The 24180-nt window shown below is 65.5% G+C and carries 17 protein-coding genes and 1 pseudogene; 9 read left to right on the top strand and 9 right to left on the bottom strand.

Annotated features, from left to right (window positions below; translation table 11 throughout):
* Positions 1–154 precede the first annotated feature (154 nt).
* Positions 155–2446 (top strand): TonB-dependent receptor, encoded by a 2292-nt coding sequence (locus tag AC1VVK_RS06360; protein WP_482904809.1) that lies wholly within the window; start codon positions 155–157, stop codon positions 2444–2446.
* Between the two features lie 265 nt (positions 2447–2711).
* Here AC1VVK_RS06360 and AC1VVK_RS06365 read toward each other — a convergent pair whose 3' ends face one another.
* From AC1VVK_RS06365 to AC1VVK_RS06380, 4 genes are all read right to left on the bottom strand, one after another.
* Positions 2712–4445, bottom strand: coding sequence for a tannase/feruloyl esterase family alpha/beta hydrolase (locus AC1VVK_RS06365; RefSeq protein WP_482904810.1), 1734 nt, complete (start codon positions 4443–4445; stop codon positions 2712–2714).
* Between the two features lie 138 nt (positions 4446–4583).
* Positions 4584–6374, bottom strand: coding sequence for an acyl-CoA dehydrogenase C-terminal domain-containing protein (locus AC1VVK_RS06370; RefSeq protein WP_482904811.1), 1791 nt, complete (start codon positions 6372–6374; stop codon positions 4584–4586).
* A gap of 232 nt (positions 6375–6606) precedes the next feature.
* Positions 6607–8937: a 3-hydroxyacyl-CoA dehydrogenase/enoyl-CoA hydratase family protein gene (locus AC1VVK_RS06375; RefSeq protein WP_482904812.1), complete on the bottom strand. Its 2331-nt coding sequence runs from the start codon at positions 8935–8937 to the stop codon at positions 6607–6609.
* Positions 8934–10070 (bottom strand): thiolase family protein, encoded by a 1137-nt coding sequence (locus AC1VVK_RS06380; protein WP_482904813.1) that lies wholly within the window; start codon positions 10068–10070, stop codon positions 8934–8936. The genes AC1VVK_RS06375 and AC1VVK_RS06380 overlap by 4 nt, the downstream gene beginning before the upstream one ends.
* Before the next feature lie 295 nt (positions 10071–10365).
* On the opposite strand from AC1VVK_RS06380, the gene AC1VVK_RS06385 reads away from it, so the two are divergent.
* From AC1VVK_RS06385 to AC1VVK_RS06405, 5 genes are all read left to right on the top strand, one after another.
* The gene (locus tag AC1VVK_RS06385; protein WP_482904814.1) at positions 10366–10701 is read left to right on the top strand and encodes a DUF2147 domain-containing protein; all 336 of its coding nucleotides are present in this window, start codon (positions 10366–10368) and stop codon (positions 10699–10701) included.
* 88 nt (positions 10702–10789) lie between these two features.
* Positions 10790–12088 (top strand): OmpP1/FadL family transporter, encoded by a 1299-nt coding sequence (locus tag AC1VVK_RS06390; RefSeq protein WP_482904815.1) that lies wholly within the window; start codon positions 10790–10792, stop codon positions 12086–12088.
* A gap of 86 nt (positions 12089–12174) precedes the next feature.
* Positions 12175–13821 carry a long-chain-fatty-acid--CoA ligase gene (locus tag AC1VVK_RS06395; RefSeq protein WP_482905126.1) on the top strand — a complete coding sequence of 549 codons (1647 nt, stop codon included), beginning with the start codon at positions 12175–12177 and terminating at the stop codon, positions 13819–13821.
* Between the two features lie 80 nt (positions 13822–13901).
* Entirely contained in the window at positions 13902–14297 is a 396-nt protein-coding gene (locus AC1VVK_RS06400) for a MerR family transcriptional regulator (protein ID WP_132387487.1), read from the top strand.
* On the top strand, positions 14290–15144 hold the full coding sequence (locus AC1VVK_RS06405; protein ID WP_132387101.1) for an acyl-CoA thioesterase: 855 nt from the start codon (positions 14290–14292) through the stop codon (positions 15142–15144). Before AC1VVK_RS06400 ends, AC1VVK_RS06405 begins: the two co-directional genes overlap by 8 nt.
* A gap of 128 nt (positions 15145–15272) precedes the next feature.
* Here AC1VVK_RS06405 and AC1VVK_RS06410 read toward each other — a convergent pair whose 3' ends face one another.
* Positions 15273–16433: an isovaleryl-CoA dehydrogenase gene (locus tag AC1VVK_RS06410; RefSeq protein WP_482904816.1), complete on the bottom strand. Its 1161-nt coding sequence runs from the start codon at positions 16431–16433 to the stop codon at positions 15273–15275.
* Positions 16434–16546: 113 nt separating this feature from the next.
* On the opposite strand from AC1VVK_RS06410, the gene AC1VVK_RS06415 reads away from it, so the two are divergent.
* The 3 genes from AC1VVK_RS06415 (at position 16547) to AC1VVK_RS06425 (ending at position 19233) form a co-directional block, all read left to right on the top strand.
* Positions 16547–17446 carry a LysR family transcriptional regulator gene (locus tag AC1VVK_RS06415; RefSeq protein WP_482904817.1) on the top strand — a complete coding sequence of 300 codons (900 nt, stop codon included), beginning with the start codon at positions 16547–16549 and terminating at the stop codon, positions 17444–17446.
* Positions 17447–17693: 247 nt separating this feature from the next.
* Entirely contained in the window at positions 17694–18614 is a 921-nt protein-coding gene (locus AC1VVK_RS06420; RefSeq protein WP_482904818.1) for a LysR family transcriptional regulator, read from the top strand.
* An 85-nt stretch (positions 18615–18699) separates the two neighbouring features.
* Positions 18700–19233 (top strand): phosphoribosyltransferase, encoded by a 534-nt coding sequence (locus tag AC1VVK_RS06425; protein WP_482904819.1) that lies wholly within the window; start codon positions 18700–18702, stop codon positions 19231–19233.
* A gap of 51 nt (positions 19234–19284) precedes the next feature.
* Here the strand turns inward: AC1VVK_RS06425 and AC1VVK_RS06430 are convergent.
* The 4 genes and pseudogenes from AC1VVK_RS06430 to AC1VVK_RS06445 all read right to left on the bottom strand — a co-directional run.
* Positions 19285–20277, bottom strand: a pseudogene (locus AC1VVK_RS06430) (IS30 family transposase); the annotation flags it as partial.
* A 188-nt stretch (positions 20278–20465) separates the two neighbouring features.
* Positions 20466–21482 carry an adenosine deaminase gene (locus AC1VVK_RS06435; RefSeq protein WP_482904820.1) on the bottom strand — a complete coding sequence of 339 codons (1017 nt, stop codon included), beginning with the start codon at positions 21480–21482 and terminating at the stop codon, positions 20466–20468.
* Positions 21479–22762 (bottom strand): guanine deaminase, encoded by a 1284-nt coding sequence (gene guaD / locus AC1VVK_RS06440; RefSeq protein WP_482904821.1) that lies wholly within the window; start codon positions 22760–22762, stop codon positions 21479–21481. The genes AC1VVK_RS06435 and guaD overlap by 4 nt, the downstream gene beginning before the upstream one ends.
* Positions 22762–24126 (bottom strand): NCS2 family permease, encoded by a 1365-nt coding sequence (locus AC1VVK_RS06445; RefSeq protein ID WP_482904822.1) that lies wholly within the window; start codon positions 24124–24126, stop codon positions 22762–22764. The genes guaD and AC1VVK_RS06445 overlap by 1 nt, the downstream gene beginning before the upstream one ends.
* Between the last annotated feature and the right edge of the window lie 54 nt (positions 24127–24180).

The raw sequence follows: 24180 nt of genomic DNA on the forward strand, positions 1-24180 counted from the left end.
TAGCCGCACAAAGGACTTCCCGGACTACATCGGCGGCATACCGCTACTGCCAGGCAGGTAACCAATACTCGCGCCGTAACAATAGGACGGCCGGCAGAAGCGGAAGGGGATAAATCGCTCCGGCATCGACGATGCCGGGAACTGGGAGGAAGCGATGAAAAGCCACACCATGTCCGCAAACCATTTCCTGCGCGCCGCGCTGCTGGCCGGGGTCGCGGGCGGCGCCGCCGCCGTGGCGCTGCTGCCGCAATTCGCTCTTGCGCAAGCCGGCAGCGACCAGAGCCAGAACAGCGGCGGCGTCGAAGAGATCATCGTGACCGCGCAGAAGCGCGACCAGTCGGCGCAGAACGTGCCGATCGCGATCACCGCGCTCAACAACCAGCAGCTTCAGAGCGCCGGGGTGCAGAGCACGCTGGACCTCAAGGCCGCCGTCCCCGCGCTCAACATCACCACCGGCACCGGCGGCATCGGTCTGCCCCGCATTCGCGGCATCGGCGCGACCGGACAGGGCCCGGGCATCGAGAACCCGGTCGCGGTCTATGTCGACGGCGTCTATTACGGCGCCTCGTTCGGCATCCTGCAATCGATGTTCGATACCGATCAGGTCACCGTGCTCAAGGGCCCGCAAGGCACCCTGTTCGGCCGCAACGCCACGGGCGGCCTGATCCAGATCACCACGCTGGGGCCGAGCTTTGACTGGACCGGCAAGGCCGAGATCGGTTACGGCAACTATGACACGATCCACTCCGCCGCCTATGTTTCGGGCGGCCTGACCAAGACCGTCGCGATCAGCTTGTCCGGCCAGTACGACAACCAGCAGGACGGGTTCGGCAAGAACCTCTACACCGGGAACGACATCCAGAACGGCAAGTCATGGGGCGGCCGCGCCAAGCTGCTGTGGCAGCCTTCGGACCAGACCAAGGTGCTGCTGTCCGGTGACTTCAACGGCCGCAATTCGGCCGCACCGGCCTTCCGCAACTTCGGGCTCAACGCGCTCGGCATCGATGTGCCTACCGCGATCGAGGCGCTGGGCGGCGATGTCCACCGCGACATTCTGGCCGATATCGACCCCAAGATGTCCACCCGCGCCTGGGGCACCAGCCTGACCATCGAGCAGGACGTGGGCTTCGCAACGCTGAAGTCCATCACCGCCTATCGCCATTCGAAGTTCAGCTACAACTTCGATCCGGACGGCACCACGATGCCCCGCATCATTGTCGACAACCACCAGTTCGACAAGCAGTTCACCCAGGAACTGAACCTGATCTCGACCGAGGGCGGACCGTTCAAGTGGGTGCTGGGCGGCTTCTACATGCACGGCAATGCGGGCAACGATGCCTCGCGCACAACCGGGCTCTTCACGTTCGGCAACAACGGCTATTCGCAGGACGACAACACCGTCAAGCTGGACTCCTTCGCGGGCTTTGCGGAAGGCACGTACACCTTCGGCGAGTCCACGAACCTGACCGCCGGCCTGCGCTTCACCAGCGACCAGCGCTCGCTGGATGCCACGGTGACGCAGTTCAACGGCAACGTGCCCCCGGCCGGCCTGACCACCGTCACCCAGATCCCGTCCGAGAGCCACACGTTCAACAAGCTGACCTGGCGCCTCTCGCTCGATCACCGCTTCTCGCCCGAACTGCTGGCCTATGCCAGCTACAATCGCGGCTTCCGGGGCGGCACCTACATCACCCAGTCGGACCCGATCGTGCTGCTGAAGCCCGAGCAGGTGGACGCCTTCGAAGTGGGCATCAAGTCAGACCTGTTCGGCCGCAAGGTGCGCCTGAACGTCGCGGGCTATTACTATGACGAGAAGAACATCCAGGTGATGCAGGTCATCTCGGGCGCGCAGACCGTCTACAACGCCGATGCCGCCGAGATTTACGGTATAGACGCCGACCTGACCTGGCGCGTGACCAGCAACTTCCGTCTGTTCGGCGGCATAAACTGGACCCACGCCCGCTACACCGACTTCGACACGGCGGTTATCAGCTATCCGTTCCCGCTCGCCCCGGGCTTCGTGATCCCCACCGGCCAGTCGTGCCTGGGTACGTTCGGCAACCCCTTCGCGCAGCTGGGCGGCAACTGCCTGCTGATCGGCAGCGCTACGGGCAACAAGTTGCAGAACACCCCCAGCTTCACCGCCAGCATGGGCGGTTCGTACGACCTCGAAACCGGCATGGGCAAGTTCACGCTGGCGGGCAATTACTACTACAACTCAGGCTACGTCGGTTCGCCGGACGAGCGGGTGAAGCAAAGCTCGTACAACACTGTCGACGCCTCGCTGACCTGGCGTTCGCTGGACGACAACCTGTTCGTCCGCCTCTGGGGCAAGAACCTGACGAACGCTTTCTACTGGGGCCAGATCGGCGCCACCAACAGCGGCGACAACGGCACTTATGCCGCACCGCGCACTTATGGCGTGACGGCCGGTTTCGACTTCTAAACCGTTACAGGAACCACTCTCCATGGCCGGAGTCCTCTGGACTCCGGCATTTTTTTTGGGCGCGCGGGATGGCCTGTTGCCTACACCAACAACGCCCCTCAACTCCCCGTCATCCCCGCGAAGGCGGGGATCCCGCTTGTTCCTGGCGGCGGGGCAAAAAGGAAGCGGGGCCCCCGCCTGCGCGGGGGCGACGATGCTGTGAAGCTAGCGGTTCACCTTCAAGCGTACACGCACCCGCAACGGGATCGCCGTGCAATTAGAGCAGCTACTGGTTGATGAACGTATAGGGCCCGAACAGATCCGCCCCCGACCAATTATGGGTCAGCACCACTTGCGTAGAGGCACTGCGCGTCCAGCTTGCCGGATCGGTATAGCTGCCGCTGCCGGTATGGCTGGCAACCGCCGGCCAGGGATAGACCGGGCGCAGCATCTCCGGGCGAGCCGGTTCGGATGGCGCAGCGCTCGCCATACCCACCGGCTGGCCGAACGTGCTGCGATGCCGGGTGGTGCCGCTCATGATCGCCTCGGGCGCGTGGCCGCTTTCGACCCAGGTCATCATCGGGGTCAGCAGATCGATGCTGCTCGGCCCCTCACCCCCGCCGCAATGCCCGACGCCGGGCAGCATGTAGAGCCGCTCGAACTGGCCGACCACGCGCTTGCCCATCGTCGAGAACAGCGCCTTCTGGTACGAGACGGTGTTGGCCGGGGCGATATGCTGGTCGGAAAGACCATGCCACATGATGAGCTTGTGCCCCTTGGCCGCAAAGGCGCTGAGGTCCGGGTTGGTGGCATCGAACAGGCGGTGATGGTCGCGCAGTTCGTCAAGCGTGGCGCGCGTGAATTCGAGGCTCTCCAACGTCGCATCGGGGCGCGGCTCCGGGAAGGCGAGGTAGCGCATCACCGGCGGCACCACCATCTGGCTCATCATCCGCCCTTCCGGTCCGCCCGGCACGAAGACGCCCGGCCATTCCAGCTCGGATCCATAGAGCGGCTGCCCGGCGGTGAGGAAAGCATGCGTCTCCGGATCGCGCGGGCCTTCGTAGAACTTGCGCGCGACGTCGGCTTCGGCGGCCGTGAGGCAGGCCGAAGTGTCGGTCGTCCCTGCTGGGCACGTCACGCTCGCCATGTCGAAGCGGCAGGCGGCGGGGAGCGAGATCAGCCCGTCGATCACGCCGTCGGTGCGGTCGCAGGTGGCGACGACGGCCTTGTGCAGGATCGGCAACCGGTCGGCGAGCAGGATCGGATGGCCCGCCGCGTCGAGGTTCGAACGCGCCATCCAGCCATGGTAAAGCGTGTTCTGCACGGTGAAGAGCATGGCCGGAGCCCCGGCGATCACGCCGTCGAAATCGTCGGGGAAGCGCTGGGCCTCCATCAACGCCTCACGCCCGCCGTCGGAGCAGCCGTTGAAGTAGGAATAGCGCACTTCCTGCCCATAGAAGGCGCGGATCAGCGCCTTGGACGCCTGCGAGGTCAGGTGCTGCGCGCGATAGGCGAAATCGGCGCGGCGCACCGGGTCCAGCGCCCATGCGCCGTCGCTTTCGGCCATCGTGTGGCCCATGTCGGTCGCGGCCATCACGAAGCCGCCGTCGTTCAGCACCTTGCAGCCCTCGGACGCGCCCGAACGCAGCGTGATCGCGCCGCACAGGCCGCCGCAGCCGACCTGAAGGTAGCGCTGCGTCCATGTCTTGAGCGGTAGCAGCACCTGGAAATTGACCGCCGGGGCCAGCGTGCCCCTGACCGAGCAGACGCCGATGCCGTCGCTGGTGGTCTCGCTGGCCTGCGTGATCTTGCTGCCCGCGCCGCCGATAGCGGTCATGTCGGTGCCGGTCAGCGAGGCGCAGGTCACCACCGGGCTTATGGCGGCAAGATTGGCGGGGCCCTGATTCTGGCTGTTCGTTGCGGCCGGCGAATCCGCCACGCCCGAGCACGCCGCCAGCGCCAGCACGGCTACGAACGCCGTAACGCGATTCCAAATGACCTGATTCCAACCGCGCGCCATGGAGTCTCCAGTAACGACAAGGGGACGGAACGCCGGAGCGTCCCGTCCCCCCGTTGGGAGCACTTAAATGGGATTAGCAGACCCGCGGCAACCAAAATTTCAGGCGAAATTTCCGACAGCCACCGGGCCTGACCTGAATCAGAACATTTCGACTTCCAGCGCCATCATCGAAGCCTTGCCCGACTTGATCGCCAGGAACGCTGCCGTCGCCTGCGGCAGCAGACGGTCGAAGAAGAACCGGGCGGTCGCGATCTTGGCGGTGTAGAACGCCGCATCCTCGGCGCCTTCGTCCAGCCTGGCCTTGGCGATCAGCGCCGCCTTGGCGAAGCAGTAGCCCATGGCGACAAGCCCCAGCAGGCGCAAGTAGTCGGTCGCGGCGGCGCCGGCTTCCTCGGGGTCCTTCATGCCCTTCTGGGCAATCGTGCCGGTCGAAAGCTGGAGCGCGCCGAAGGCCTTTTCCAGCCCTTCGATCATCTTGCCGAAAGTCTCGTCCGCCTTGTTCGCCTCGATGAAGTCCGAAACGGGGTGGAAGAACGAGCGCAGGTAACGACCGGCATGCGCGGGCATCTTGCGGCCGACAAGGTCGAGCGCCTGAATGCCGTTGGTGCCTTCGTAGATCATGGCGATGCGGGCATCGCGCACGTACTGTTCCACGCCACTTTCGGCGATGTAGCCGTGGCCGCCGTAGACCTGCACGGCCAGGTTCGCGCTTTCATAGGCGCAGTCCGTGAACAGGGCCTTCACCACCGGGGTCATCAGCGCGATGAAGTCTTCCGCGCGGGCCTTCACGGCCGGATCGGTCGAATGCTTTTCGGCATCGAGCGCGCGGCTGACCCAGCCGCCGATGGCACGGCTGCCTTCGTTGTAGGCGCGCGCGGTCATCAGCATGCGGCGCACGTCGGGGTGGACGATGATCGGATCGGCCGGGCCCTTGGGGTTCTTCACGCCCGAAAGCGAGCGGCCCTGCAAGCGGTCCTTGGCGTACCACACGGCCGACTGATAGGCCGCTTCACCCACGCCAAGACCCTGAATGCCCACCGAAACGCGTTCGGTGTTCATCATCTTGAACATGGCTTCCATGCCCTTGCCCGCCGTGCCGACCAGCCAGCCGGTCGATTCGTCGAAGTTGAGCTGGCAGGTGGCCGAGGCCTTGAGGCCCATCTTGTGCTCGATCGCCGCGACCGAAACGCCGTTGGACGGACCGGGCGTGCCGTCTTCCTTGGACAGGTACTTCGGCACCAGGAACAGGCTGATCCCCTTCACGCCTTCCGGCGCATCGGGAAGCCGTGCGAGGACGAGGTGGATGATGTTCTCGGTCAGGTCGTGCTCGCCCGCCGAGATGAAGATCTTGGCGCCGGAGATCTTGTAGCTGTCATCGCCCTGAGGCACCGCCTTGGTGCGCAGCATGCCGAGGTCGGTGCCGCAATGCGGTTCGGTAAGGCACATCGTGCCCGACCAGGTGCCCTCGACCATCTTGGGCAGGTAGGCCTGCTTCAGTTCTTCGCTGGCATAGCCCTCGATCGCGGTAGTCGCGCCGTGGGTGAGGCCGGGGTAGAGGCTGAACGACAGGTTGGAGGAGCAGATCATCTCCTCGGTCAGCTTGTTCAGCGCTTCAGGGAGCCCCTGCCCGCCCCATTCGGGATCGGACGCCAGCGCGCACCAGCCGCCTTCGCGGAACATCTCGTAGGCTTCCTTGAAGCCTGCGGGGGTGCGGACCACGCCGTTTTCGAGCGTGCAGCCCTCGATGTCGCCGCTGCGGTTCAGCGGCAGCAGGACTTCCTGCGCCACCTTGGCGGCCTCTTCCAGCACCGCGTCGACAAGGTCGGGGGTGAATTCGGCCAGGGCTTCGAGATTGCCGAAGCCGTCATCGTTGTGGAGTTCGTGGAGCACGAACTTCATGTCGCGCAGGGGCGCTTCGTAGACTTGCATGTCACTCTCCTCGCGGGTCGAGAGTTGAACTCGCCTGATCCCATCCGGCGTCCCAACGCACCTTCCACTTCGTCTTTGCGAGCGGAGCGAAGCAATCCAGGGCGGCTTGCGACGCCGCTGGATTGCCGCGCGGCTTCGCCGCTCGCAATGACGAGAGAAGGGACGATGGAAGGAGGATGGGATGATGAGTCACGCTCTCGGCCCGGTTTTCCTTTGTATCAGTTACGCAGCATCAGTTGCGAAGGGGCTTGCCGGTTTCGAGCATGTGCTCGACGCGGGCCACCGAACGGCCATCGCGCAGACGGCCCATGAAGGCATCGCGTTCCAGCTTGAGCAGTTCGCCCTCGCTCACCGTGTCGACGAGGTCGAACTCGTCGCCGCCGGTCAGCACATCGGCCAGCACGCCGGAGACGACCACGTCGTAGTCGGTCGCCATGCCGCGCTTGTGGAAGCCCTCGACAGCCAGACCAAGCGCGGTGCGGCCACCGGCACCGGGCAGCTTGAACTCGGGCGCTTCGGGCGGGGTATAGCCTTCCACCAGCGACAGCGCCTTCTGCTTGGCGTCGTAGAGCAGGCGATCGCGGTTCATCGAGATGCCGTCATCCTTGCGCAGGATCATCATCTCGCGCGCCTGCTGGGCAGACTTGGAGACTTGCGCGGTCGAGACCATCTCGAACACCTTGGCCACCGCCGGCATCGGGCCCTTGGGCATGCCCGGTGCCTTGCGCCAGCGGTCGAGCATCTCGCCATTGCCGCCCCAGCCCGGAACGAGGCCGACGCCGCATTCCACAAGGCCGCAGTAGAGTTCGGCATAGGCCTGAATCGCGTCGCAGTGCAGCAGGATCTCGCAGCCGCCGCCCAGCGCCATGCCGGCGGGCGCGCCGACGACGGGGAACGGGGCATACTTCAGGCCCTTGTAGGCGAGCTGGCCACCGGCAACGAGCTTCTCGATCTCGCCCCACGCCGCGATGTTCACCGCGAAGAGCGCGAGGCCAAGGTTGGCACCGGCCGAGAAGGTATCGGCATCGTTGTAGACGACGAGCGCCTTGTACTGCGCCGCCACCAGCGGAATGGCCTGCCCGATCAGCTTCATGACTTCGCCGTCGAGCGCGTTCATCTTGCCGGTGAATTCAAGGCAGACGACGCCGTCGCCGATATCCCAGAGCGCCGCCGAAGCGTTCTTGAGGATCGGCTTGGACGAAAGCTTCACGTCGGCAAGCCGCATCACGCCTTCGGGGCGAACGATGTCGCGGTATTCACCATCGAGGCCGAGGAACTGGCGCTTGCCGTTTTCGATCCGGTAGAACGTGCGGTCACCCGCCACGGTCAGGATTTCCGGCACGGCCTTGCCTTCGGCGGCGAGGCGTTCGGCAAGGTACTTGGCGCCCAGCTTGTCGATCATCTCGAACGGGCCGGCCTTCCAGTTGTAGCCCAGCTTCATCGCGTCATCGACGGCAACCACGTCATCGGCGGCCGAGGGCACGAGGCTGGCGGCATAGGCCAGCGTGGCACCGAGCACGGCCCATGCGTAAGCGCCGATCTCACCCTTGCTTTCGACCAGCGCCTTGAGATCACCACGCGAAGCCGCGCCGCGCGGGCCCTGTGCGGTAATGGTCGGACGGTATTCGCCGGTCTGGAGGTCGATGGCTTCCTTGCGGCGACCGGCCTCCTTATTGAGGCGGTAGAACCCGCCCTTGCCCTTGCGGCCGGTGTAGCCTTCGCCGATCATCTTGTTGATCAGCGGAATGTCGCGGGCGATGCCGTGATAGAGGTCGCCAGCCGGCAGCGTCGAGGTGAGGCTGGCCTGCAAGTGCGGCATCAGATCGATGCCGACCAGATCGACAAGGCCGAAGATGCCGGTCTTGGGCACACCCATCGGCTTTCCGGCAATGGCGTCGGCCAGTTCGACGGTGATGCCCATGTCGAACGCGGCGTTGAGGCCAAGCTGGATCCAGTAGGTGCCGATACGGTTGGCGATGAAGCCCGGCGTATCCTTGGCCGTGACCACCGTCTTGCCCAGCGAAATGTCGGCGAACTGCTCGACCTTGGCGGCGACGGCAGCGTCGGTCGCCGGGCCGGTGACGATCTCCAGCAAGCGCATGTAGCGCGGCGGGTTGAAGAAGTGGGTGATCAGGAAGTCGCGCTTGAACGCGTCCGAACGCCCTTCGACCAGATTGGCAAGCGGGATCGTCGAAGTGTTTGACGAAACGGCGGTGCCGTCGCGCTTCACCGCTTCCAGCTTGGCGTAGAGGCCCTGCTTGATGTCCAGACGCTCGATCACCGCCTCGATCACCCAGTCGCACTCGGCAACTTTGTCGAGGTGGTCTTCGATATTGCCGGTCTCGACCAGCTTGGCGGCCGACTTGCTCATGAACGGCGCAGGCTCGGTCTTGAGCATCTTCGCCACCGCGCCCTCGGCCACCACGTTACGATTGGTGGCATCCTTGGGTACGATGTCGAGCAGCAGCACCGGCACGCCGGCATTGGCGACCTGAGCCGCGATCCCGGCACCCATGGTGCCGGCGCCGATCACGCAAACTTTCTTGATAATGGTGTCGCTCATTCCACCGACTCCAGGATCGTGGCGATGCCCTGACCGCCGCCGATGCACTGGCTGGCGAGTGCATACTTGCCGCCTTCGCGCTTCAGCAGCGAGGCCGCCTTGCCGACGATGCGCGCGCCGGTGGCGCCCAGCGGGTGGCCGATCGCGATCGCGCCGCCGTCGATGTTCACCTTGGCCACGTCGAGGCCGAGGTCCTTGATGCAGGCCAGTGCCTGCGAAGCGAAGGCTTCGTTCAGTTCCACCACGTCGAGATCGCCGGCAGCGATGCCCGCGCGCTCAAGCGCCTTCTGGCTGGAGAGGATCGGGCCAAGGCCCATGGTTTCCGGCGCACAGCCCGAAATCGCCACCGACTTGATGCGGGCGAGGATCGGCAAGCCGTGGGCGCGGGCATATTCCTCGGTGGTGACGAGCACGGCGCTGGCGCCGTCGGTCAGCGGCGAGGAAGTACCGGCGGTAACCGAACCGGCCGCGTCGAACGCGGGCTTGAGACCAGCGAGCGCTTCGGCGGTGGTGTCGCCGCGAATGGTGCCGTCTTCGCTGACGACGCCGCCCTTGGTCTGGATCGGCACGATCTCATCGGTCAGCTTGCCGGCGTCACGCGCGGCGGCGGCCTTGTGCTGGCTGGAGACGGCAAGCGCTTCCTGATCGGCGCGCGAAATCTGGTACTTGGTGGCGACGTTCTCGGCCGTCTCGCCCATCGACATGTAGGCGGCGCTCTTCGCTGCCAGCGCCGGATTGGGCAGCGGGTTGAAGCCCATCATCGGCACGCGGCTCATCGATTCGACGCCCGCGCAGACGAAGACTTCGCCCGCGCCGATGGCGATCTGGCCCATGGCGTAGTGGATCGAGCTCATCGACGAACCGCAGAAACGGTTCACGGTCATGCCGCCGACCGTGATCGGCAGGTCCGCCAGCAACGCCACGAGGCGCGCGATGTTGAAGCCCTGCTCGCCTTCGGGGAATGCGCAGCCGACGACAACGTCTTCGATATCAGCCGATTCGACGCCGGTCTTGGTGATGAGCCCGCGAATCACCTGCGCGGCAAGGTCGTCGGGACGAACACGGGCCAGCGCGCCCTTGTTGGCCAGATGGAAGGGCGAGCGGGCGTAACCCGCGATCACGACACTTTTCATGCACTCTCTCCGTCGGAGCTCGACCGCTCCCCACCTGTCGGAGAGCGTCACCGTTCTTCCCTAAGGGTGCAATTCTTTCCCTATACGTCAAGCAAATTTTCGGTTACGTCTTCGGAACACCCCACCCTAAGGGCACACGCCCCAAGGTGCAGAAGGTGCCCGTTGGAGAGATGATGGAAAGGTCGCTCATGAGACTTTGGAAACCCGTGGGGGTGGCTTTGGTTGCCGCCGTCATTCCGGCAATTCTCGGTGTTAATCCGGCATTTGCGGCCAGCGCCGACCAGGTCGTCGGCAAGTGGCTCACGCCTTCCAAGCACGGCGCGAACTCAGCCGCTGCGGCGAATCGCTCTGCGGACATGTCGTCGATTCGGACGGCGTCAGGGCCAATCCCGACATTCGCGATGTGAACAACAAGGACGCCTCGCTGCGCAGCCGCAAGATCAAGGGCTTGCAGATGGTCGGCGGCTTCAAGCGCCAGGGCGAGGAGTGGGTCGAAGGCCAGATCTACAATCCCGAAGACGGCGGCACCTACAAGGCCACGATCACCCCGGTCGACGCCAACACGCTCAAGCTGAAGGGCTGCATCGTCTGGCCGCTGTGCAAGACGCAGACGTGGAAGCGTATTCCCTAAACGGGACAGGTCCTGTCCCGCACTCCCCCTGATGCGCGACGGACAATTCGATAAAGTTCAGGGAAAAGAGAAGTAAGGGAGATAAAAAATGAAAAAGATTACGGGCCGTATCCTGCTGGCTGGCACTGCTTCGGCCATGGCGCTCGGTGCAGCCGGGGCCGCCCATGCGCAGGCCTTCTACCTTCAGGAACAGTCGGTGCGCGCACAAGGCCGCGCTTTCTCGGGTGAAGCTGCCGATACCGGCGTCGATTCGCTCTGGTGGAACCCGGCAGCCATCGGCGGCCTCGAAGGCGGCCAGGCATCGGTGCACGCCAGCGTAATCCTGCCCAAGGGCAAGGTCGTCGATGACGGCACGGCGATCGTCCGTCCGGGCCAGGCGCCCGCCTCGGTCGGCGGCAATCCAGTGGCCAAGAACCCGATCAACAACGGCGTGCTGCCCTCGGGCTCGATCGCCTATGGCTTCGGCAAGGTCGCCTTCGGCCTGACCGTGACTTCGCCCTACTCGTTCACCACCGACTATGCTTCGGACAGCTGGGCGCGCTATTCGGCCGACAAGACCAAGCTGCGCACCATCGACATCCAGCCGAGCATCGCTTTCCAGCCGGTAGAAGGCCTCTACGTCGGCGCGGCGGCGAACGTCGAGCATGTGGACGCCACCCTTGGCAACTACCTGCCCAACCTTCTGGCAACGCTGCCGGACGGTCATCAGCAGCTCAAGGGCAGCGGCTGGGATGTGGGCTGGTCGGTCGGCGCCCAGTACCACAACGGCCCCGCCTCGATCGGCGTCGCCTACAAGTCTGCCATCAAGCACAAGCTTGACGGTTCGCTGACCATCGACGGCCTGCTTGGTCCGCTGGCCGGCCAGAACATGTCGCTCGACACCACGGCGGAATTCACCACCCCGTGGCAGGCGATCATGTCGGCCCGCGTGAAGGCCACCAAGCAGCTGACGCTGAACGCGCAGGTCGTGGCTTACGGCTGGAGCAAGTTCAACGCCATCCAGCTCGGCGCCCCGGTCAACACCTCCATCCCCGAGAACTACAAGGACGGCTTCTCGTACGCCTTCGGCGCCGATTACGACGTGAACGCGAAGTGGACGGTGCGCGGCGGTGTCCAGTACGGTGAAACCCCGACCAGCAGCGGCGACCGCGATGCCCGCGTGCCGGACAGCAACCGCTGGAACTTCTCGGCCGGTACCACCTACAACATGACCAGCAAGATCGCGATCGATGCGGCCGCCTCGTACATCTCGTTCAAGGACGCCCCCATCAACCGCATCACGGCGGCTTATGTCGGCACGCCGGTACAGACCCCGGTCATCACCAACGGTTCGCTTCAGGACGCCTACGCGATGGTCTTCTCGCTGGGCGCACGGGTGAGCTTCTAATGAGCACAGCGGCGACGATTGACGACAACTCCCCCGTGAATGGAGGTATTTTGGAAACTCCCCTCTCCTCCCATGTCGCGGATGAAATGCCGCCGATCTCGCCGCGCTTGCTTACCGATCTGCTGGACCACGCCGTGGAAGCCCACGGCGCCTGGCCGGCGATCGACTTCATGGGCCGCAAGTGGTCCTATGCCGAAGTCGGAGACCTCGCGCGGCGCGCCGCGCGGGGCCTTCAGGACCTTGGCGTCGTAAAGGGCACCCGCGTCGGCCTCTGCCTGCCGAACACGCCCTATTACGTAGTCTGTTACTTCGCGATCCTGCGCATCGGCGGCATCGTGGTGAACTTCAACCCGCTCTACACCGAGCGCGAGATGGCGCATCTGGTGAAGGATTCGGGCGCCGAGATCATCATCGCCTCCGACCTTGCGCTCTCGCTGCCCAAGATCGAGCCGCTGGTCGGCTCCACCAGCTGCGGCGGCGCGCTGAAGCGCGTGGTGGTCTGCCCGATCGCCGATGCCCTGCCCAAGCTGAAGGGCCGCGCCTATCGCCTGCTCAAGCGCAAGGACATCGCGCATGAGCCGCACGATTTGCGCTTCATTCGCTTTGCCGACCTGATCGCGCGTAATGCCGATCCCGAACCGGTCGAGCGCTCGCCTTCCGACCTTGCCGTGCTCCAGTACACCGGCGGCACCACCGGCGTGCCCAAGGGCGCGATGCTGACGCATGCGAACCTCGCCGCCAATTCGGCGCAGATGGTCGCCCACGTCGGCCACATGCCCGAACAGCAGGAGCGCACGCTGGGCGTCCTACCGCTGTTCCATGTCTTCGCGCTGACGACGGTGCTCAACTACTCGGTCGACACTTCGGCCGAGATGATCCTGCTTCCGCGCTTCGAGATGAAGTCGTTCCTGGCCACTGCCAAGCGCACGCGGCCCACGCAGTTCTTCGGCGTGCCCACGCTCTATACCGCGCTCAACAACCAGACGCTGCACGGCGAATTCGACGAAGTGCGGGTCTGCATTTCGGGCGGCGCGCCGCTGCCGCTGGAAGTGCGCCAGAAGTTCGAACAGCGTACCGGCGTGCGCGTGGTCGAGGGGTACGGCCTGTCCGAAGCCTCTCCGATCATCGCCTGCAATCCGCTTGAAGGGCTGGTCAAGAACAACTCCTGCGGCCCGGCCTTCCCGGGCACCACGCTGGAAATCCGCGACCCCGACAATACCCACCGCCTGATGCCGCAGGGCGAGCGCGGCGAAGTCTGCGCGCGCGGCCCGCAAATCATGACCGGATACTGGAACCGCCCCGAGGAATCGGAAAAGACCTTCATCTTCGGCGCCCTGCGCACCGGCGACATCGGCTATCTGGACGAGGACGGCTATCTGTTCCTGGTGGACCGCATCAAGGACATGATCCTGTGCGGCGGCTACAACGTCTATCCCCGCGTGATCGAGGATGCGCTTTATGAGCATCCGCTGGTGCACGAGGCCATCGTCATCGGCGTTCCCGATGCCTATCGCGGGCAGAGCCCCAAGGCCTTCGTGGCGCTTCATTCGGGCGACGTGCTGGACGAGGCAACGCTGATGGCGTTCCTCAAGGACAGGCTCAACAAGATCGAGATGCCCAGCGCCATCGAATTCCGCGACAGCCTGCCCAAGACGCTGGTCGGCAAGCTGTCCAAGAAGGAACTGGTCGAGGAAGAAGCCGCCAAGCGCGCCGCCGGGGGGCCGGCTGCGTGAACGGGGCGGGGGCAGCCATCGACGGAGACGGGCCGCAGGCGGAAGGTGGGCCGCAGGCGGAAGCGGGCCAGAACGCGGACATGGTCGGCATTCAGGAAGCCGCCACCCAGCTGGGCGTGACCATGCGGACCTTGCGCTTCTATGAAGACAAGGGCCTGATCGCGCCGACCCGCGTCGGCACCACGCGCATCTATTCCAAGCGCGAGATGGGCCGCATGCAATTGATCCTGCGCGGCAAGCGGCTGGGTTTCTCGATCCGCGAGATCAAGGAATTCCTGGACCTCTACGATGTCGATCCCGAGCATCAGGAGCAGGTGCGCCAGCTCCTTGCCCGCATTCGCGACCGGATCGACGAACTGCGCAAGCAGAGCATCGCCATCGAGCAGACCTTGCAGGAACTGCTCTCGATCGAACACCAGTCGCTCCTTTGGCTCAAGGGTACGCCGGGCAATCCGCTGGGCGGCGCCCATGACTGAGGGGCAAACCGCGGTAGCGGCACTGCGCGATCTGCTGAGCGTCGAGGAAATCGATACCGGCATCTTCCGGGGCGCTGCCGTGGCCGAACAGCCGGGCCGCGTCTATGGCGGGCAAGTCGTCGCGCAAGCGCTGGCCGCTGCCGCAAGGGGAATCGATCCCGAACGGCAGGCCCATTCGCTCCACGCCTATTTCCTGCGCGCGGGCGATGCCGGGCGGCCGATCATCTACCGCGTGCTGCCCGATTTCGACGGCAACAGCTTTTCCAACCGCCGCGTCGTGGCCATGCAGGGCGGCAAGCCGATCCTGAATCTGGCCGCCTCGTTCCACCGGCCCGAAGAGGGGCTGTCCCATGCCGTGCCGATGCCGGACGTGCCCGCGCCCGAACAGTGCCCGGACTTCCGCACCGCGCTTACCGCCGCCGGGCAAAAGCTGCCCGCTTTCCTGCTGGAGCGGCTCGCCGCATTCGATATCCGGCCTTGCCCTCCGGTCCCGCAGGGCGGCCTGCCGCACCGCTGCCAGTGGTTCCGGTTGGCCGCGCCGCTGGGCGATGACGCCGTGATGCAGCGCGTGGTGCTGGCCTATGCCAGCGACTTCGCGCTGATCTCCACCGCGCTGATGCCGCACGGGATGGGCTTCTTCTCGCCCGGCGTGTCCGGCGCCAGCCTCGACCATGCGATCTGGTTCCACCAGACCCCGCCGATCGACGACTGGCTGCTCTATGCGATGGACAGCCCCTGGTCCGGCCACGCCCGCGGCTTCGCGCGCGGCGCGATCTACTCGCGCGACGGGACATTGGTGGCCAGCGTGGCGCAGGAAGGCCTGCTGCGGGTCAAGCCGCAGGACTAATACAGCGAACCCGTCGCCCCCGCGAAGGCAGGGGCCCCGCTTCCTTGCAAGGGGGGCTGGATGGAAACGAGGTCCCCACTTGCGCAGGGACGACGGGTAGCTCGCTCGGGGCTCAGGCCCCTATTACCTCAGGCCCCGATCAACTCTCGGCCGATCAGCATGCGGCGGATTTCGTTCGTGCCCGCGCCGATATCGAGCAGCTTGGCATCGCGCAGATAGCGCTCGACCGGCCAGTCCTTGGTATAGCCCGCACCGCCCAGCGCCTGCACCGCCTCGCCCGAGACGCGGAAAGCGTTCTCGCTGGCGAGCAGGATCGCCCCCGCCGCGTCGAAACGCGTGGTCTGCCCGGCATCGCAAGCGCGGGCCACGGCATAGACATAGGCCCGCGCCGATTGCAGCGCGACGTACATGTCCGCCACTTTCGCCTGCATCAGCTGGAACGTGCCGATGGCAGTGCCGAACTGCCGGCGCTCACGCACATAGGGGATCACGGTGTCGAGGCAGGCCTGCATGATGCCGATCTGAAGCCCCGCCAGCACCACGCGCTCGTAGTCGAGGCCGCTCATCAGCACTTTCACGCCGCCGTTCAGCGGGCCCATCACGTTCTCTGCGGGCACGAAGCAGTCGTCGAACACCAGCTCGCAGGTGGGCGAGCCGCGCATGCCCATCTTGTCGATCTTCTGGCCGATGGAGAAACCGGGCATGTCCTTCTCGATCAGGAAGGCGGTGATGCCTTTCGATCCGGCCTCGGCATCGGTCTTGGCGTAGACCACCAGCACTTCGGCATACGTGCCATTGGTGATCCAGAACTTGGTGCCATTGAGGCGGAAACCGCCCTCCACCGCGTCGGCGCGCAGCTTCATGCTGACAACGTCCGACCCGGCGCCGACTTCGGACATGGCCAGACTGCCGACATGCTCGCCCGAGATCAGCTTCGGCAGATACTTCGCCTTCTGCGCGTCATTGCCCCAACGGCGGATCTGATTGACGCAAAGGTTCGAATGCGCGCCGTAGGACAGGCCGACCGAGGCCGAAGCCCGGCTGACTTCCTCCACCGCGATCACATGTTCCAGATAGCCAAGCCCGGTGCCGCCCCACTCTTCCTCGACCGTCAGCCCGTGCAGGCCCAGTTCGCCCATGACAGGCCAGAGTTCGCGCGGAAACCAGTCCTCGGCATCCACTTTGGCGGCGAGCGGCGCGATCTGTTCGTCTGCGAAGCGGGCAACGCTTTCGCGGATCATATCGGCGCTTTCGCCCAGTGCGAAATCGAAGTCGGGGGTGGCCTTCATCTCGTCTTCCCAAAAATTCCACGGCGCGTCGGTGCGGCCTTTGCGCGCAAATTACCGGAAGGTCCTGATGCAAACAAATTGAAACTTACAGGCACATTGAATAGATTTTACCAATGATAAAGCGCGCCCATATCCGGCACTTTCTGGCCGTTGCCGATTCGGGCAGCTTCAAGCAGGCGGCCGCGCGGCTGCACGTCACCCAGCCGACCGTCTCCACCAGCATCGCCGAACTGGAGCGTCTGGTCGGCTCCGCCCTCTTCGTGCGCGACCGGCGCCATGTGCGCCTGACCGAGCCGGGCGGCGCCTTCCTGCCCATCGCCCGCGATCTCGAATCCGGCTTCCGCCGCGCCGACCAGTTCGCCAAATCTTCGCAGCACCCCGAGCAGCAGTGGCCCGAACTCAAGCTCGGCGTGATCCCCACCGTCTCCGGCCCGATGCTGCAAGCGATCGCGGCGGAACTGGCGCGGGACTATGGCGTGGAACTGGTGGAGGGAGACGACCACGAATTGCGCGGCCAACTCGCCAGCGGGAAAATCCAGCTCGCCCTCACCCTGCTGGGCCAGACAGAGAGCGGCCCGGAAATCGTGCCGCTGCTGGAAGAACCCTATGTGATGGTGATGGCCGGAAACCATCCGCTGGCCGAAACCGCCGAAGTCGCCGCCGAGGAACTTGCCAGCGAGATCATGATCGCCCGCCGCTCGTGCGAGGCCCTGCAGCGCACCAGCCGCTTCTTCACCGATGCCGGCGTGCGCCCCCGCTTCGCGCTGCGCAGCGAGAACGAGGACCGCTGCCTGCGCATGGTCGCGGCGGGGCTTGGTATCACGGTGGCGCCGCGCTCGCTGGCCCCGGAAGGGACAGCGACGGCCGAAGTGAGGAATTTCGGCCTGACACGGCGCCTGGGTTTCATCTGCGCGCCGTTCCATCCCGGCAACGCGGACGAAGCGAAAAGGCTAACAACGATCCTGGAGACGATCGTCGTCGGCCATCACTCCCGGCAGGAAATCACCAATTAAATCCGAGCCATGATCCCGCCCCCGCAATGGGGCGCCTTCCCCAGTCCGGGTGTTGGGAAACCCTTGTGGAAATTGCGCCCCCGATCCAACAGCCCACCAGTCCGCCCTCCCGAAAGCGCGAAAATCCGCGCATTTTCGGGAGGGCGTCCGTGCCGCTCCTGTTGCTTCCCATTGCGTAAGGGCTTGACTCACTGCCAGCAAACGCAATGATTTCCACGCAGCGTTGCAAAAATTAGAGCGGGTACCGATGCCGGCATTTTCGCGGTTTCTCCGATATTTCATGGCGGTCGGCCGGCTCGGCTCGATCCGCAAGGCGGCGGACGAGTTGAACGTCTCCGCCTCCGCCATCGACCGGCAGATCCTCAATGTGGAGGCCGAACTCGGCCTGCCGCTGTTCGAACGCCTGCCCACCGGGCTCCGGCTGACGGCGGCGGGCGAGATGATGATGGCATCGGGCGGTCAATGGCAGCACGACATGGCCAGCCTGCGCGCCCGGATCGAGGATTTGCGCGGGCTCAAGCGCGGGCATGTCGACATCGCTGTGATCGACGCGCTGGCCAAGGGCTACGTCCCGGACATGATCCACGCAGTCCAGCAGCGCTATCCCGGCATTACCGTGGGCGTCAGAGTGCTGGGCAACGACAAGGTCCGCCGCGCCATCGCCGAGGGCGAGGTGGACTTCGGCATCCTGTTCGAGCCGCATTCCTACCGCGACCTCACGGTGCGCGCTTTTGTCGAAGTGGTGCCCGGCTTCCTGACGCCGCCGGGGCATCCGCTGGGCGAGAAGGCAGAGGCACGCTTTTCGGTCTGCGCGGGCGAACCGCTGATCGCGCCAGCCGAGCCGCTGGCGGTGTGCCAGCAGCTTGCCGTGCTGGAAGGCGCCACCGGCGTCACGCCTGACCGCAAGATCACCAGCGACAATATCCAGATCATCACCTCGCTGGTCATGCGCGGGGCGGGTCTGGGTGTGCTCACCTCGCTCGATGTCGCCACCGAGGTACGGCGCGGGCTGCTGCAATTCACCCGCATTTCCGACCCCTTGCTGCGGCCGATGACGCTGGCGCTGTGCACCGCCACCGCGCGCACGCCGTCGCATGCGGCCGCGCTGGTGCTGGGCGAGATCGAGAACGGTTTCGCCGATCTGGGCTACGCCGCCGCCGCGAAATAGGGTGCTCGATTGCCCCCGATTGCCCATCGCGCGCGAACCCGATAGTCGGCATAACCAATTCTCTTTTCCGCCAGGATCGAAAGTCATGTCCGACCCCAACGAGCCCCAGCTCCACTTCCTCGAATATTACGAGGACTTCCTCGCCAAGGTACGCCTGCTGGCGCGCAAGGTGCGGGAGGGCGACTGGAAGCCCGACTTCGTGATCGGCGTCGGTCGCGGCGGGCTGGTTCCGGCGGTCTATCTTTCGCACCAGCTGGACCTGCCGATGCTCTCGATCGACCATTCGGCCAAAGTGCCGGGCTTTGCCGACGAACTGCTCGCCAAAGTCGCGGCCATGAGCGCGGCAGGCACGCGCCTGTTGTTCATCGACGACATCAACGATTCCGGCGGCACCATCGAGTACATTCGCGGCCTGCTCGCCAGCAATGGCAGCATGCCGGACAACTTGCGCTTCGCGGTCCTCATCAACAACCAGCGCTCCAAGGTCGAGGTGGACCTGTGGGTCGACGTGATCGACCGCGCCGAGGACAAGCGCTGGTTCGTGTTCCCGTGGGAATCCGTGGGCACGCGCGATTCGATCATGGAAGAGGCGCGCTCGGTTCCCGATCGGCTGGCCTGAGGGATAGCGCGAGTTCCGGATACAAAACCCCCGTCGTCCCCGCGAAGGCGGGGATGTGGATTCACATTCGAAGTGCAACGGTTGAAGAGAGCATGCCTCGGCGGGTGTTTTGAAGTCGAGGCATTTTCGCGGTGTATTGTTGTAGCGTTGGATGATGTCCTCAAAGTGGGCAGGCGAGAGATCCTCGATGTTGGTCTTGCGCGGCAGGTCGCGTCTGAGGCGGCCGATGGCGTTTTCGACGCCGCCCTTTTGCCATGGGGCGTGGGGGTCGCAGAAGAACGTATCGATGCCGAGACGGTGCAACCTGTGGTGCTGTGCAAACTCGGTGCCGTTGTCGAGGGTCAGGGTTTGGCGCAAGGCGGCGGGCCAGGGCCGCAGCATGGCGGCGAGCAGGTCGGCGGTGCGCCGGGCCTTTCGGTCGGGCGGATGGCAGATCAGGGTGTAGCGCGAGGAGCGTTCATGGGCGACGAGGATGGCCTGGCCGTATCGGGCGAAGAGCATGAAGTCGGCCTCCCAGTGGCCGGGCCGGGACCGATCCGCGGCCTCGCCCGGGCGCATGGCGATGGGTTGGCGCTTGGCGATGAAGCGGACCGAGGATCCGCCGGGCTTGCGGCGCCATCCGCGGCGGGCCTTGGCGCGGGGCAGATAATGGCGCCATGATCGATCGTTCGTCCGCCTGATCTGGGCATGGATGAAGCGATAGATGCTCTCGTGACTGATGATACGCACGCCGGCCTCGCGGGCCATGCGGCCGGCGATCTGCTCGGGTGACCAGCCGGCCGCGAGGCGGCCCAGCACGCCCTCGCGCAAGGCCTGATCGCGTTCGAGGCGCATGCCCGACCAGCGCCGGGCGCGCGCCTGCTCTTGCGCATAGCCGGGCCGATAGCCCACCGTGCTGCCGCTGTTGCGCTTCAGCTCCCGAAAGATCGTCGATGCCGAGCGATCCAGAGCTGCCGCGATCTGGCGCAGCGATTGCCCGTCTTCATGAAGACGGGCAATCGTACACCGCTCTTCCAGATCAAGCTGTTCGTAAGCTCTTCCCATGACAACACCATAACCTGGTGTTGCACTTCGTTTGTGAACTTGGCGGACCCCGCTTTTCTTGGCGGGCGGGGTGAAAAGGAAGCGGGGCCCCCGCCTTCGCGGGGGCGACGGAATGTGTTTTGCAAGCTTGGTGTTTGGCCTGCATGACAAAGGTCCGACGCGTCGCCGTCAGCGTGTTCCGGTAAAACTCAGTCCTGCGCCGCCATATAGGCATCGATCCGGTCGAGGTGCGCCGCCACCGCCTCAGCCGGCAGGAACGAGCCGGTGAAGCTGTTGCGCGCCAGTGTCGCCAGCGCCTCCCGGTCCAATCCGCGCGCTGTGGCGACGGCGCGGTAATTGTCCGCCACATAGCCGCCGAAATAGGCCGGATCGTCCGAATTGATCGTGGCCTTCAGGCCATGCGCCAGCATCGCGTCGATCGGGTGATCCGCCAGATCCACCACCACGCAGAGCTTGTGGTTGGACAGCGGACAGACCGTCAGCGTCATCTCCTCACGCACCAGCCGGGCGATCAGCGCGGGATCTTCCAGCGCGCGGTTGCCATGGTCGATGCGGTGGACGCCCAGCAGGTCAAGCGCCTGATGGACATATTCCGGCGGGCCCTCCTCGCCCGCGTGGGCGGTGATCCTGAGGCCCTTATCCCGCGCAGCGGCAAAGACGCGGGCGAACTTTTCCGGCGGGTGCCCCACTTCGGAAGAGTCGAGCCCAACCGCCGCAATGCGGTCCAGCCACGGCTCCGCCTCGGCCAGCGTCGCGAAGGCCGCCGCTTCCGGCAAGTGGCGCAGGAACGAGAGGATCAGGCTGCTGGTCAGGCCGAACCGCGCCTCGGCCGCGGCCATGGCGGAGAGCAGGCCCTCGATCACTTCGGCAAAGGCCACACCGCGATCGGTGTGGGTCTGCGGATCGAACATGATCTCGGCATGGACCACCCCGTCCGCCGCCGCGCGGGCGAAGTAGGCCATGGCCAGATCGTGGAAATCCTGCCGCGTCAGCAGCACTGCGGCCCCGGCGTAATAGATGTCGAGGAAGTCCTGAAGGTTCGTGAAATCGTAAGCCGCCCGCACCTCTTCCACGCTGGCGAAGGGGATCGACACGCCGTTGCGCGCGGCCAGCGCGAACATCAGTTCGGGCTCAAGACTGCCCTCGATGTGGAGGTGCAATTCGGCCTTGGGCAGGCCGGCGATGAAAGTGTCGAGGTCGGTCATGGCGTGTCCCGGTTCCAGGCGCATTGGCCCAGCAGATAAGTGCGCGCGACGGCGCGGTCGTCGCCCAGCACCTGCAATGCGAAAAGCCGCGTCGCAAAGTCCGCGCCTTGCGTCCGCCGTGCCAGCAGCGGTGTCGCCTGCGGATCGAGCACCACGAAATCGGCCTCCTGCCCCACTTCGAGGCTGCCCACGCGGTCATCGATGTGTAGCAGCGCGGCGCTGCCCGCCGTCGCCAGCCACAGCGCCCGGAACGGGTCCAGCGCCATGCCCTTCATCAGCGCGGCCTGATAGGCGATCCCCTGTGTGTGCAGCAGCGAAAAGGTCGTGCCCGCGCCCACATCGGTACCAAGGCCGAGCCGCACGCCGTGCCGGTCCGCCTGCCCGAAATCGAAGAAGCCGGACCCGAGGAACAGGTTGGACGCGGGGCAGACGGCAATGCCCGCCCCGCTCTCGTGCAAGCGGCGGCAGGCCCGATCCGGCAAGTGGACGCCATGCGCGAAGACCGACCGGCCGGTGACGAGACCGAAACGGTCGTAGGCGTCGAGATAGTCCGCCGCCTCGGTAAACCGCGCCGCCACTTCGGCGCACTCGCGCAGGTTTTCGGCAAGATGGGTGTGCATCAGCACCTCGGGATGCTCGGCAAGCAACGCGCCCGCATCCGCCAGTTGCGCGTCGGTCGAAGCCAGTGCGAAACGCGGCGTCACCGCGTAGCCCAGCCGCCCGCGACCGCGCCAGCGGCGGATCAGCGCCTCGCTGGCCGCGCGGCCCGAGGCGAGCGTGTCGTTCAGCCCCTCCGGCCCAAGGTCCATCAGCACTTTGCCCGAGATCACCCGCATGTTCCGTTCGAGCGCGGCTTCGAACAGGGCATCGACCGACTGCTCGTGCACCGTCGGGTAGACCAGCGCGCTGGTGGTGCCGTTCTTCAGCAGTTCGTCAAGGAAGAAGGCCGCCACGGCATCGGCATGGGCCTTGCTGGCGAAAGCCTTTTCGGCAGGGAAGATGTGCCGTTCCAGCCAGTCCAGCAACTGCTCGCCGTGCGAGGCGATGCGGTCCGTCTGCGGGTAGTGGATGTGGGAATCGACGAAGCCGGGCACCACGAGGCCAGGCAAGGTCTCCACCGGGACATCGGCATGGCGCCCGGCCAGTTCGGCATAGGCGCCGCGCGCGATGACCACGCCGTTCTCGACCACCAGCAACCCGTCGGCCTCATGACGGACGGCTTCGGGATCGCTGCGCGGGTCTCGGGAAACGGAGAGGAATTCGCCGCGAAAGGCCCGCATCAGGTGGCACCCATCCAGACGAAGCGGGCCACGAACAGCACTGCCAGCAGAAGCAGGAACCAGTCCTTCTTCTCGACCGTCCCGCGCACGATCTTCAGCGCGGCATGGGCGGTGATGCCGAAAGCGAGGCCGTTGGCGATCGAGAACGTGAACGGGATCATCGCCACCGTCAGGAAAGCGGGAAGCGCCGCCAGCGGGTCTTCCCACTTCACTTCGGTCAGCGGCAGCAGCATCAACCCGCCGACGATAATGAGCGCCGGGGCCGTCGCCGCCAGCGGGATCAGCTGCGCATAAGGCGCCACGAACATGGTCGCCAGGAACAGCAGGCCGGTGACGACGGCGGTCAGCCCGGTGCGCCCGCCCGCCTGCACGCCCGCCGCGCTCTCGACATAGCTAGTGACGGTGCTGGTGCCCGCCAGCGAGCCGACGATGGTGGCCGTGGCATCGGTGATGAGGATGCGGTTGAGGCGCGGGATACGGCCCTCGCTGTCCATCAGCCCGGCGCGCTTGGTGACGGCGACGAGCGTGCCGATATTGTCGAACAGATCCACGAACAGGAACACGAAGAGGATTTCCATCAGGCCCAGCCCGTGGCTGCCGCCCAGCCCGAACACGCCTGCAAGGTCCAGCTTGAACGCGGTGCCGGTCAGCGCCGCCAGCGAATAGGGCTCGGGCGAGACCGAGACCATGCCGAAGAGCCAGGCGACCACGGTGGTCGCCAGAATGCCGATCAGCATGGCCCCGCGCACGTTCCACACGCTGAGCGCTCCGATCAGCAGGAGGCCGAACATCGCCAGCGCCGCGCCGGGGGCCCTGAGATCGCCCAGCGCCACGAACGTTGCCGGATTGGCCACGACGATCCCGGCGTCCTTGAAGCCGATAAAGCCGATGAACAGGCCGATCCCGCCCGCCACCGCCGCGAACAGGTATTGCGGGATCGAGGCGACGATCAACTGGCGCACCCCGGTCAAGGTCAGCACGAGGAAGGCGACGCCCGAGACGAACACGCAGCCCAGCGCGACCTGCCAGGGCACGCCCATCTGCTGCACCACGGTAAAGCTGAAATAGGCGTTGAGCCCCATGCCGGGCGCCAGCGCCAGCGGAGTATTGGCCACGAAGCCCATAAGGATCGACGCGAAAGCCGCCGCAAAGCACGTGGCCGCAGCGACCGAGGCCACCGGCATTCCCGCCGTGCCAAGGATCGCCGGATTGACCAGCACGATATAGGCCATGGTGAGGAATGTGGTCACACCCGCCAGCACTTCGGTACGGGCAGTGGTGCCGCGCGCGCTCAGCGTGAACCAGCGTTCCAGCGGGCCCCGTGGTCCGTCGGGCGTTTCTATCGTCGTAGTGCTCTCGCTCACGCGTCTGCCCCTTGCGGCGGCCCGGTTGTCGCAGCGGGCCGCATTCTCCCCGGA

Source organism: Novosphingobium sp. BL-S-32 (assembly GCF_056857055.1).

What these genes read in the sequence shown, in the direction of transcription:
- AC1VVK_RS06410 (WP_482904816.1), bottom strand. Translation starts at nt 16,433, where the DNA reads ATGAAGGCCACCCCCGACTTCGATTTCGCACTGGGCGAAAGCGCCGAT.
- AC1VVK_RS06375 (WP_482904812.1), bottom strand. Translation starts at nt 8,937, where the DNA reads ATGAGCGACACCATTATCAAGAAAGTTTGCGTGATCGGCGCCGGCACC.
- AC1VVK_RS06415 (WP_482904817.1), top strand. Translation starts at nt 16,547, where the DNA reads ATGATAAAGCGCGCCCATATCCGGCACTTTCTGGCCGTTGCCGATTCG.
- AC1VVK_RS06360 (WP_482904809.1), top strand. Translation starts at nt 155, where the DNA reads ATGAAAAGCCACACCATGTCCGCAAACCATTTCCTGCGCGCCGCGCTG.
- AC1VVK_RS06400 (WP_132387487.1), top strand. Translation starts at nt 13,902, where the DNA reads ATGGTCGGCATTCAGGAAGCCGCCACCCAGCTGGGCGTGACCATGCGG.
- AC1VVK_RS06380 (WP_482904813.1), bottom strand. Translation starts at nt 10,070, where the DNA reads ATGAAAAGTGTCGTGATCGCGGGTTACGCCCGCTCGCCCTTCCATCTG.
- AC1VVK_RS06390 (WP_482904815.1), top strand. Translation starts at nt 10,790, where the DNA reads ATGAAAAAGATTACGGGCCGTATCCTGCTGGCTGGCACTGCTTCGGCC.
- AC1VVK_RS06395 (WP_482905126.1), top strand. Translation starts at nt 12,175, where the DNA reads ATGCCGCCGATCTCGCCGCGCTTGCTTACCGATCTGCTGGACCACGCC.
- AC1VVK_RS06420 (WP_482904818.1), top strand. Translation starts at nt 17,694, where the DNA reads ATGCCGGCATTTTCGCGGTTTCTCCGATATTTCATGGCGGTCGGCCGG.
- AC1VVK_RS06435 (WP_482904820.1), bottom strand. Translation starts at nt 21,482, where the DNA reads ATGACCGACCTCGACACTTTCATCGCCGGCCTGCCCAAGGCCGAATTG.
- AC1VVK_RS06425 (WP_482904819.1), top strand. Translation starts at nt 18,700, where the DNA reads ATGTCCGACCCCAACGAGCCCCAGCTCCACTTCCTCGAATATTACGAG.
- AC1VVK_RS06405 (WP_132387101.1), top strand. Translation starts at nt 14,290, where the DNA reads ATGACTGAGGGGCAAACCGCGGTAGCGGCACTGCGCGATCTGCTGAGC.
- guaD (WP_482904821.1), bottom strand. Translation starts at nt 22,762, where the DNA reads ATGCGGGCCTTTCGCGGCGAATTCCTCTCCGTTTCCCGAGACCCGCGC.
- AC1VVK_RS06370 (WP_482904811.1), bottom strand. Translation starts at nt 6,374, where the DNA reads ATGCAAGTCTACGAAGCGCCCCTGCGCGACATGAAGTTCGTGCTCCAC.
- AC1VVK_RS06365 (WP_482904810.1), bottom strand. Translation starts at nt 4,445, where the DNA reads ATGGCGCGCGGTTGGAATCAGGTCATTTGGAATCGCGTTACGGCGTTC.